The sequence below is a fragment of the Chitinophaga sp. 05T412 genome, from assembly GCF_056396465.1.
Genome location: NZ_JBFTLN010000017.1, coordinates 24,345 through 36,314, shown reverse-complemented (window position 1 = coordinate 36,314; position 11,970 = coordinate 24,345). Strand labels below are relative to the sequence as shown.

The 11,970-nt window shown below is 45.7% G+C and carries 6 protein-coding genes; 4 read left to right on the top strand and 2 right to left on the bottom strand.

Features of this window, described 5'->3' with window-relative positions; genetic code table 11:
• Window positions 1-51 precede the first annotated feature (51 nt).
• Both AC1DFM_RS29320 and AC1DFM_RS29315 read left to right on the top strand, forming a co-directional pair.
• Window positions 52-1,287: an ROK family protein gene (locus AC1DFM_RS29320; RefSeq protein ID WP_477080340.1), complete on the top strand. Its 1,236-nt coding sequence runs from the start codon at window positions 52-54 to the stop codon at window positions 1,285-1,287.
• A gap of 88 nt (window positions 1,288-1,375) precedes the next feature.
• On the top strand, window positions 1,376-2,578 hold the full coding sequence (locus AC1DFM_RS29315; protein ID WP_477080339.1) for a copper amine oxidase: 1,203 nt from the start codon (window positions 1,376-1,378) through the stop codon (window positions 2,576-2,578).
• A 104-nt stretch (window positions 2,579-2,682) separates the two neighbouring features.
• On the opposite strand, the gene AC1DFM_RS29310 is transcribed toward AC1DFM_RS29315, so the two are convergent.
• The gene (locus AC1DFM_RS29310) at window positions 2,683-4,209 is read right to left on the bottom strand and encodes a sulfatase (RefSeq protein WP_477080338.1); all 1,527 of its coding nucleotides are present in this window, start codon (window positions 4,207-4,209) and stop codon (window positions 2,683-2,685) included.
• A gap of 837 nt (window positions 4,210-5,046) precedes the next feature.
• On the opposite strand from AC1DFM_RS29310, the gene AC1DFM_RS29305 reads away from it, so the two are divergent.
• Window positions 5,047-8,199 (top strand): SusC/RagA family TonB-linked outer membrane protein, encoded by a 3,153-nt coding sequence (locus tag AC1DFM_RS29305; RefSeq protein WP_477080337.1) that lies wholly within the window; start codon window positions 5,047-5,049, stop codon window positions 8,197-8,199.
• 24 nt (window positions 8,200-8,223) lie between these two features.
• Entirely contained in the window at window positions 8,224-9,699 is a 1,476-nt protein-coding gene (locus tag AC1DFM_RS29300) for a RagB/SusD family nutrient uptake outer membrane protein (protein WP_477080336.1), read from the top strand.
• Window positions 9,700-9,810: 111 nt separating this feature from the next.
• Here the strand turns inward: AC1DFM_RS29300 and AC1DFM_RS29295 are convergent, their stop codons facing one another.
• Window positions 9,811-11,961: an IPT/TIG domain-containing protein gene (locus AC1DFM_RS29295; protein ID WP_477080335.1), complete on the bottom strand. Its 2,151-nt coding sequence runs from the start codon at window positions 11,959-11,961 to the stop codon at window positions 9,811-9,813.
• Window positions 11,962-11,970 lie beyond the last annotated feature (9 nt).

Genomic DNA, 11,970 nt, shown 5'->3' with positions numbered 1-11,970 from the left:
TAACTTTATTAATTATATACTACTTTTAAGAAAAAATATCATATTTACTGCATGACAACCCAGGAAAGCATATTTGAAATCTTTTCAGAAGAGAATCTGGCCGGTGTGGCTTATAAGAACAAATCCCTCAAGCGCGCTATCATTGATCATCTGGACCAGTCGGGTAACAGCACCATTACTGATTTAACCATCGCCCTGAATATCAGCGTCCCCAAAACCACCAGTTTAATTAATGAGCTGATGACCGACGGCATTGTGAAAGAGTATGGGAAAGACGACTCCAAAGGCGGCCGCAGAGCCAGCATGTATGGGCTGGTAGCAGAATGTGGCTTCTTCATTGGGGTAGACATCAAGAATTTTTATGTGAACATCGGCTTACTGGATTTCAAGAAAGAACTGGTTACCTCTGAAATGCACGTTCCTTTTACGTTAGCGAATACGCCTGAGTCTTTCAAAGAGCTGATCCACCTTATTCTCCACTTTATAGATAATGTATCGGTTAACAAAAAGAAGATCTTTGCCGCCTGCCTCAATCTTTCCGGACGCATCAACAGCGAAAAAGGCTATAGCTACAGCTATTTCCATTTTAATGAAGAGCCCCTGAGCCAGATTGTAGAAAATGCGATCGGCATCAAAACCTTTGTGGAAAACGATTCCAGGGCGATGGCCTACGGAGAGTTTTACAACGGCACCGTGCACGACGAAAAGAATGTATTGTACCTGAACCTCGACTACGGTATTGGTTTAGGCATTATGATAGATGGTAAAATTTACCGGGGCAAATCCGGCTTCAGTGGCGAGTTTGGGCATATCCCTATTTTCTCCAATGAAATCATTTGCCATTGTGGTAAGAAGGGCTGCCTTGAAACAGAAGCCTCCGGGCAGGCGCTGGTACGCATGTTCCGCGAAAGAATAGAACAAGGGCACACCTCTGCACTGCTGCAGGGTAAGAAGATGCCGGAAAACCTGCGCGTATCCGACATTATACAGGCTACCTTACATGAAGACACGCTGTGTATAGAGCTGATTGCAGAACTGGGCGAGAAAATAGGCCGGGGTATTTCTGTACTCATTAACCTCTTCAACCCGGAACTGGTGATTATAGGCGGTATCCTGGCTGATACCGGCGACTATATCCGGCTGCCGATACGCAGTGCCCTTAATAAGTATTCCTTAAGCCTGGTGAATAATGATACGCAATTACGCATGTCTAAGCTGCATGAAAAAGCCGGCATTATTGGCGGTTGCCTCATTGCAAGACACAACCTGCTTGCTTTTAATAAATAATTACACCAACGGTTGTAGTTTTTTAAATTAATTTATTAAGTTTGTTTCGATTAATAATAATATTAACTATTCATCGTAACAAATTTMCATGTTTACAACACGTATATCAGCCAACGGAAAAAGGATACTATTATTCGGTGTTGCCATCGCCACCGGTTGCGTCGCACATGCACAGGGCGTTTCCAGCGCATTGAACCAGGTGATCATCAACACGCCGCAAGGCCATGCTTTACAAGTACCCGGCCTGCTCAGTGAACAACTACCCTCCCTGAACTACCAGAAAATAGTACTGCCCGGCCCACAATACCTTATTTCCGATGACCCTGAATATATTCGTGTACCCGAGGGCGTAGCTTTACGGGAACCGGTACAACCCGGCTCAGTAAGACTCTATCTCTACAATGTAAACGGCGTACAGGAACCGCAGAAAATGGATCGCAAAATAGCGGCGGTCATCAAAAATACCGGGAGTCAGTCCATGCATATCCGCATGTTGAAATACGCTTCCATGAAACCTACCACCAACTACTTCTTTGCCGGCAAACAAGGACTGGCCGACTTCTTCGCCTCCAGGCCTGAAGCCATCGCCCGCGAAGTGAAGCCCGGCGCCAGCATCTGCCTGGACCCTATCCAGGATAAAGCCGTGGTGAAATATGATGAACTGGTACACGGCTTCTATGAATTTGTGATTGATCAACCCGGCGAAGTGAGCATCGTACAAACCGATTTAAAAACACCGGCGACTGTAGCTGCTGCACGCGTAAAAACCGCCCTCGCCACCAAACAATATGCTGGCGCAGGCCGCGGCACCTACGGCATCAGCAACTATAGCATCATTGCAAAAGATACCCTTGATACTAAAAATGGCCTCGCACAAATTGTAGTGGCAGATGGAGAAAAAGATCCCTGGGTGATCGGTAAAGAAGCCACTACCGGTGAACTGAAAAGCCTGGACGGCAACTACGGTATCATATATCATATCAACCTCGCCTGGAAAAGTTCCGATGGTAAAGGCCTGGCACTCATGACCTGGAATCCCCGCGGTGATAACGGCCAGTGGTGCGGTGGCATGGCCAACACCATGATCGTGAGTGGTGGCAAGTTTAAAGAAGGCATCATACAATTGCCCAACAATCAGTTGGTGACCACCAAAGCACCGGAAGCCATCCTGGTGCAGATCTTCACGCCGTCAAAAGATGGCAGCGTACAGCAAATTCACCTAACCTACTCTCCTCCTGGCGCCTCCTGCCTGCCAACACCATTGGTGCTGGTGCCGGTAGACCTGAAATAAATAATCACGGAAATCATCCTATACAGCGGCGTTCCATCACGGAACGCCGTTTCTTTTTACCTATCGGGCAACAACACCTTTATTCATGCAGGTGATTGCGTGAACTATAACTCATCCGGATACGGCACTGCTTTTTTAGTGTCTTTATAGAAGGGCAACTGTGCCTGTCGTTGTTTCAATTGTTGGGTGAGCAGTTTGGCCAATGCTTTCGTTTTTTCCGGAAAACGCGCCGATACATCGTTGGCTTCATAAATATCTGCGTCGAGGTCATATAGTTCCAACCGACGTTGCTTTTCCAGATAAATCAGTTTCCATTTGCCTTGCCGGATAGCGGTGAGCCAGGAATTGTCTACACCCAGATTGCCGCCGGTCCAGTCGTTGGGATAGTTCCAGATCAGCGCGCGCTGATGATCCTGCAAAGATGGTTGTTTCAGGTAAGGAACAATGCTGCGCCCATCAATGGTTTGCACGGTGCGATATTTTTTTATACCTGCCCACTCCAATATAGTCGGATAGAAATCTTCCATGATCATATATTGTGTATTCACGGTACCGGGTTTCGTCACTCCTTCCCAGCGTACGATCATCGGCTCTCTGATACCGCCTTCATAAAGGGCTCCCTTGCCACCACGCAGGGGATAGTTTTGGGTATTGTCAGCGCCCTGGCGTGGCGGATGTGAAAAGCCGCCGTTATCAGACATAAATACAATGATGGTATTTTGGGTAAGATGATGTTGATCGAGGTAGTCCATCAATTCCCCGAGGCTGTGATCCATGCCTTCTACCAGGGCTGCGTAGGCGGCTTCCGGTTTGGGTAATCCCCTATCGAGGTAGCGTTGTATAAAGCGGTCGTCTGTATTATAAGGCAGGTGCACAGCGTAGTGTGCCATGTAGAGGAAGAAAGGCTGCTTCCTTTGTTGTGCGGTATCCATGGCCAACATGGCTTCTTTGGTGAGGTCTTCCGTGAGGAAAGACTTTCCTTTTCTGTACTTGTCCAGTCCCGGCATTTCGGCCTGGAGGATGAAGCGGCCGGGTACGCGGCCAAAGTCGTCTTCCGCGAGGTAGGATGCCGGATGTCCGGCGGCGCTGCCGCCAACATTCTTCACGAAGCCCAGCTGCAGCGGATCGGCGCCAATAGTTTGGTAAGCGCCGAAATGTGCTTTCCCACATTGAATGGTATAGTAACCATGTGCTTTCAACAGCTCGGGTAACGGCGTAGCATACACGCTTCTTTCCTGGTCAGGTATGGGAGAGATCCCATTTACATTCCAGTCGGGTGCTTCGAGTACACTGTCCTTCCCATCTACTGCCTTGTTTTTAAGCGAGGTCCAGTTACTTACGCGATGGCGGGCTACATTCATGCCGGTCAGGAAACTGACACGGGAGGGAGTGCAAACAGAAGCGGCGTAGGCGTTCGTAAATTTAGTACCTGCTTTACAGAGCCGTTCCATGTTGGGCGTACGGAATTTCTGGTTAGCAGGTGTGATGCTGTCCCAGAACGGAACAGAAGTGTCCTGCCAGCCCATGTCATCTACCAGAAAGAAGATAATATTGGGAGAAGTGGGTGTTTGACTATGGAGCGTAGTGTATATGCCGAGTAGCAGACAACTACTGAGAAATATTTTTTTCATTGTCCGGATGTTCTTTGGTCTGTCTTCCAAAAATATAAAATTTAACACATGATAACTAACCAAATTTTATGTTATTCATGAAAGCTATCTAATAAATCCCTTGATAACAATACTAAAATATCTGCAGTGGGAAATGCCCTTTAGACGGGAAATGCAAGGCATATTTACTGCATTTAATTTTGTGGCCTTAACAGAAATTTATTGCGTGCACTTCTTAGTGATCTGTTATAAAAGAAAAAAAGGCCGCATTGTTTTTTCCTAAAAACAATATATTTTTATAGCGCTTATGAAAAAATAATGTTCTGTTAACTGTATTCAACCAATCTGAAAACAGCAACCTTATTACAACAAAATATCAAACTGTAGTTTTTGCTTTTGAAATATATTTTTTGCTTTTGAAACCTTTTTGCTTTTGAATTTTTTTGCTTGAGAATCTATTTACATCCACAGAAATCTAATAAAATGTAAATCACTAAGACTAGTGCTATAAACCGGCCACGGTGTGCGGTTTCATAGTTATTATTTTCACATACAAAAGAAAAAATTAACCGGTTTATTTTCCGGCAGGGAGGTACTATGTTTAAGCTGTAGCCAACTTAATATCAGTTACAACAAATCATGTTAGCTGTTTAGCAGATCTATCTTCACTTGCGCGGCAATACCGTTTTTTTTACCCAGGTTGGTCATTGAAAAATGACCGGCGGTTACACTCATTCCTAAACCAAAATAAATATGACAACGGCCTGCTAACTCATAGCTAATAAGTGCTTCAGAAAGCAACAGTAGCTAATAGTGGAGCGTCCATTCTTTTTACATAAAAAACCCAATTTAAACCGTATGAAAAAAGGTTTACTACTATGGCTGTTACTAGCCATTGGTATGGTGCATGCTTTTGCCCAAACCCGAACGATTAAAGGCAAAGTAACGGATGCTGCGGATGGCTCACCGTTACCAGGAGTGTCTGTCAGCGTAAAAGGCGCTAAAGTAGGCGCCGTAACCGGAACAGATGGTACATTTTCTATTCAGACAGCCGATGCCACCAGCTTACTATTTTCTTTTGTTGGTTATGAGCAAAAAGAACAAAAGGTAAGTGCCAGTGATGTCATGCAGGTAGCTTTAGCCAGCAGCAATAAAATATTGAACGAAGTATTAGTAACTGGTTATGGTGAATTAAAGAGGAAAGATGTTACCTCTTCGGTAACTGCAGTATCCGGTACGTTGGTTAATAACCGCCCCAGTACCAGTTTTGACCAGTCATTAGCTGGCCGTGCTGCAGGAGTGAACATCACCACAAACTCTGGTGCACTGGGCGATGGTGTAAACATTCGTATCAGAGGAGTAAGCTCTATCAGTAACAGCAGTCAACCGCTGGTGATTATAGACGGTATTCCTATGACAGTAAGTTCCAACCTGAATAAATTCAACGATGGTAACAGTACACGTTATAATCCATTAGCGGATATTAACCCTAATGACATTGAAACGATGGACATTCTGAAAGATGCAGCAGCTACTGCACTGTATGGTTCCAGGGGTGCTGCAGGGGTTATTGTTATTACCACCAAGAGAGGTAAAGCGGGCGTTATCAACGTTAACTACAACGGTTATGTTGGTTGGAGTAAAGCGGCTAAATTACCCAAATTGCTGAATGGTGACGACTTCACTGTTATTCAAAATGAAAAACAAAAAAACATCACTAAAGCGGGAGCAGTGCCCATCATTGCCGCTAAAGATATTGACCTAAATGGTGATGGTAAACCCGATAGAACAGACTGGTTGAAAGAAACCTTTCAAACGGGTGTTATCCAAAGCCATCAGTTGTCGATTTCCGGTGGTACTGAGAAGGCAAAATTCTATGCATCCGGCGAATACAGCGATCAGAAAGGTATTGTACTTACCAACCGTTTACGTAGAGGTGGTATGCGCCTGAACATGGATGTAACACCCAGGAAATGGCTAAAATCAGGTTTCTCTTTATACACTTCTAAAAGTGTAAACAATGGCGTAATATCTGACGGTTATCTGTCAGGAGCTACCGGCTCTGCATATGCGGCCATGCCGAATGTACCTGTATATGATAAAAACGGTAACTATTACCTTAGGGGCAACGGAGATCTGGGAGACGGGAACGATAGTACTGCCGGTAGATTAAACCGCTTTTTCCACCCACTTTCTAACCTGTTCTATGGAAAAAATGATAATACTGTTACCCGTGTATTATCTGCCGCCTATGTGGAAGTAGAGCCTATTGCCGGTTTGAAAATAACCTCCCGTTTCAGTGTAGATTTTCTTCAGAACCTGGAAGAGCAATACAATAGCCCATTACAGGCTGGTAATGGACTTACCTATGGAGGATTGGCGCAGAATATTCTAACCCGGAAAAATCAATGGAACTGGTCTAACTACGCCACCTATACGAGAAGCTTCAACAATATACACTTTATCAATGCCATGGTGGGTATAGAGTCACAGTTTGGCCAAACCAAGCAAATGGCTAACGGCCAGGGTAATCTGGCAGATTCTTACTTCAAGGAAATTTATGATAACCTGTATGCCGGTACCGAAACTAGTCAAACGGGTGGTGACAACTTTGCCAATGCCTTTGATTCTTACTTCGGTAAAATTGGTTACAACTACGGATCTAAATATTACTTCGACGCAACCCTGAGAGCAGATGCCTACTCCGACTTTGGCATTAACAACCGTCGTGGTTATTTTCCAGGTGCTTCTGTTGGCTGGAGAATTTCTGACGAAAGCTTCTTCAAAGATCATATTTCCTGGATCAGCGACATGAAAATCCGCGCCAGCTATGGCCTCGTGGGTAACTCCAATATCAAACCTTATGCATACAAAACCTTATATGGTGGTGGTGCTTATGCCGACCGGAATGGTTTTTCCCTCTATCAGATTGGAGACCCCAACCTGAAATGGGAAACATCCAAAAAGCTGGATATCGGTATAGATATGACCCTGCTGAAAGACCGGATTAATTTTACTGGTGATTACTTCCACAGCAATATTGATAACCTGATCCTCGATGCTCCTATCCTTGCCACAGTAGGTACACCATGGGACCCTGCTACCGGCAACCCTGGTCCTATTCTCACTACCAACGTAGGTTCTATGTGGAATAAAGGGATTGAATTAACCCTTAACACCCGTAATATTGATAGAAAAGACTTCACCTGGAGTTCCAGCTTCAACGTTACCTTTATTAAAAACCGCGTTACTGCTACTGCTGATGGTAGCGACATTATTAAGACGAATAACAGGGCTGCTGTAAATCAAACATTAGGTGTATTTTATCTGATTGACTGGGGTGGTGTAGATCCGGAAACTGGTAATCCCATGTTCTATAATAAAAACCATGAGCTGGTGATGTATAATCCAAGTCCGGATATTACCGATGCCAGTCAAAGATGGACTACCCAGGATGGTAAAACAAAAGTAAATCCTATTACTTCTGCTGACGCACACTACCAGAAAAAATCCGRCTATCCGACTTTCTATGGTGGTCTTAACAACACCTTCACTTACAAAGGCATTGACCTGAGCATCTTCCTTCAATACAGTGGCGGAAACTATGTGTATAACGGTACCAGAGCGAACCTGATGAGCACCTATTTCCAAAACAACCTGGAGGACATCAAAAACAGGTGGACACCAGAAAACAAAAATACAGATGTTCCCAAATTGTACATGAAAGAAGGTGTTTCTACGCAGGCTTCTACCCGTTGGCTGGAAAAAGGCGACTTCCTCCGTGCACGTGAAATCAGCATTGGATATACTTTCCCTGGCATTAAAAAACAACTGGGTGTAAGCACACTCCGTGTATATGGACTGGTACAAAATGCCTTCATCTTCACTCCATACAAAGGTTCCGATCCTGAAGCAAATACTAACCGTGTGAGTAACATTAATTTTGGTATGGATAACAGAGCGGTACCTATGCCAAGAACATTCATGCTGGGATTAAATGTTGGTTTCTAATTGTTAGTGATTAAAAAAAGAATTATGAACTTTAAGAATAAATTAAACACCCGTAAAAAATCCGGTGGCCTCGTTATCAGCGCAGTGGCACTGGCAGCAACGGCGATGTTCTCCTGCTCCAAGGTAAATGACCAAACGCCTTATTCTAAAATAGATCCGAAAGATGCTTTCAGCAATCCGGAAAGAATTGAAAAAGCAGCAGTAGGCATGTATGATGCGTTGCAAAACAAAGAATTCTTTGGTGGCCGCATCCTCATCTATTCGGATATACGTGGTCTGGACGTCAACATCGCCTCTTACTTTGGGGATCTGCCCACCTACACCATGTTGTCGACTAATATCTATGCTTTCAATGGCTGGTCAGGGGGGTATCGTACCATCCATGAAGCCAACTTCTTCACAGCGAACCTGAAAGACAATGAAAAAGTATTGACGCCTGCAGCCGCCGCACATTATTATGCAGAGGCTAAATTTATCCGCGCGCTCAGCTACTTTTACCTGGTAAATACCTTCGCACAAACTTACACGGCAGCACCCGGCGCCACTCAAATAGGTGTACCACTGATATTAAAAGCAGCCAGAAATGGTGCAGAGGCAATGGACCCGGCCAATAAGGTACCACGCAATACTGTAAAAGAAGTATATGATCAGATGATCAAAGACCTTACGGAAGCTGCCGCCGACTTACCGGTCACTGGCGATGATAACTATGCCAGCCACGCCAGAGCTACCAAAGGCGCCGCACATGCACTGCTGTCCCGTATCTATCTGTACCAGGGCGAATGGGATAAGGCCAGGGCCTTTGCTGATAGCGTGATACTGTCTTCCGCAAAATATGCACTGGATGCTACTCCTGCCGCAGTTTTTGCTGCTGCTAACTACCAGAGCTCTACAGAACGCATATTCTCGGTGGCAATGAATGGCGCAGACAATCCCAATACCAACAATGCTATTGGACAACACTATGGTGTTAATGGCCGCCAGGATATATCTATCAGCAAAGACTATCGCACGTTACCCAACTTTAACTATCAGACAGACCTGAGAGGTAAGCCTTTATTCGCTTATACCTTCAAAGGACCAGATACGCTTGCTTTCTTTACGAAGAAGTTTGCCGGTACAATGCCTATGGATGCCTGGGTACCTATTTTCCGCTTGGCAGAAATTATGCTGATCAAAGCAGAAGCATTAGCCAGACTGAACACTGCTACCGCCGATCCAACTGCCATTGCACTGCTGAATGCGGTTAGAGCGAGAGCCCAGGCCAGCATCTTAGCACCAGCTACACAGGCCCAACTGATCGATAATATCCTCACTGAACGCCGGATAGAACTGGCTTTCGAAGGACAAGCCCAATTTGACTTCCAGAGAACACACCGCGACATTCCGGCTCATGGAGGCGTTAACCTGCAGCCATGGAAAGGTAACTATACTATTTTCCCTCTGCCTAACCAGGAAGTAGAACGTAACCCGAACATGAAACAGAATGATGGTTACTAATAAGAAGGAACGCTTTTAGCATTACTTCTACTACTGTATAAAAACAAATATGCCGGCTGCAGATGTAGCCGGCATTTGTTTTTTGTTTATGAAATCTATCAGCGCTTACGCTTACTTAAAGAAAATTTTTCTAACCGTTTTGTTGGTTTGTTCTACTACGTATAAATTCCCTTCCTTATCGATAAATAAACTCCGGATGCTACTAAACAGCGCCTGATTCAACGTACCATCCTGGTATCCCGCCCTTGGAGGCGCGGTGCCACCTTTCCAGCCTGCTACCGTAATGACCGCATCACTCGTCAGCATACGTACCGCGTTGTTATCTGCCACATACATCACACCAGCAGCCGGATCTCTTACAATACCCGCCATTTGCGAGAAGCCGGCATTTCGTAATGGTCCATCGTTGTAACCATACTGTGAACCCGCATAAGTACTTTTGTTAGCGTCCGCTAACCGGTATACCACCGCGTCATCACTGGTGTAGAATACACTGCCTGCATTATCAATAGCGATCGTAATACCAGGTGTTTCATAGCTGTTACGCGCTACCTGTGTGGCGTTACCCACTGCATCCAGTTTATATACACCACCCCACATAGCGCCTATATATAAGCTGCCACCTGGATCTATGCCCACGCCAACAGGTGTGAAGCTAGTACGGGCATAGGTAGTCACTACACCGGCAGGTGTTATCTTACGCAACGCCTTGTTTACCTGGTCTACCACATATATATTATCCTGTGCGTCGATCGTCATCCCCATGGCAAAGCTAAATGCAGCACCGGTACCAGTACCATTTTCGAAACCACTGCTTCCATCCGCACGACCTGCAAACAGGCTCACTGCACCATCCGGCGTTATTTTCTTTATGACATTCCCATCACTGACATATGCATTTCCACTCTTATCTACCGCGATCCCCATTGGATAGCTGAGCGCATTGCTATTAGGACCACCCGCCACGGTGATTACACCGGCTCTTCTAAACGCCGGTCCGGCTGCTACCAGGCTGCCTACTTTTACCTGTACATCACCGGTAGAAATACCAACGGGCATCACTACACGCAATGTGGTATCCGTAGCTTCACTCACTGGTATCGTGATGCCATTAAAGGTCACAATATTATCTCCGGCATTGGTACTAAACCCAACCCCTTTAACTACTACTTCTGTTCCGGCCAGGCCATTGTCAGGCAATAGCTGTTTCACCCCCAATGCCTGCTCTTTAAACAGCGGCCCGGTGGTTTGCTGCCCATTGACAGTTATCTGTAATTGGCCTGCGCCCGCACCTGCTGGCACTTTTACACTGAGTTGTTTATCTCCGGTGGCAGTTACTACCGCCGGCTGACCATTAAACGTAACGCTCACTTCGTCTGCCAGGGTACTGAAATATTCACCGGTAATATCTACCAGAGCGCCTGCAGGACCGCTCAATGGGGTCACTACTTTGATCACCGGTTTAGGTACTACGGTAAATACATTACCTACCGTTTTTTGTCCGTTGATACTGACCGCTACGGGTCCTGTTGCCACGCCTTCCGGCGCGGTAACCACCAGCTTATTATTGGTAGCACTCACCACCGTTGCCGCCTTTCCATTGAAAGTGACGGTATTGCCCGCAGCAGCCGTATTAAAACCTTCTCCACTAATTGCTACCTGTGTACCCGCACCGCCTTTCACCGGCTTGATGGCGCTGATTAACTGGAAGGTAAAATCAGGTCCGGTAACAGATTTGCCATTTACATTTACCGCTATCTTACCACTTCCGGCGCCTTCCGGTACTGATGCAATCAGCAACGTATCGGAAGCAGCTGTAATGATAGCTGCTTTACCATTTACCGTTACCGCGGCCGGGCCATCCAGGCTGCTAAATCCGGCGCCACGAATCGAAATATTCGTACCTGCGGGACCGTTAGCCGGATTGATAGCATGTAAACTCAATGCCTGATAAGTATACGTACCCAGGTCCTGCTTACGCTCTCCGGCTTTCACCGTGAGCGTACCGCTGGTTCCCTGTTCAGGCGCCAATACAATCAGTATGGAGTCGCGGGCATCCACTACTTTGGCGTCTGTGCCGTTAAAACTTACACTTACATCTTTGTTAAGACCCTGCCCCTGCAGCGTAACAATGGTACCTGCGTTACCACTGTTAGGCCAGAATGTTTTTACATTCAGGAACACGGCGTCCTTATTGTTATTTTTCTTGCAGGCGAAAGCGAGTATACTGCATAACACCAGCAGGGATAAATATTTTCTCATATTAGTTGT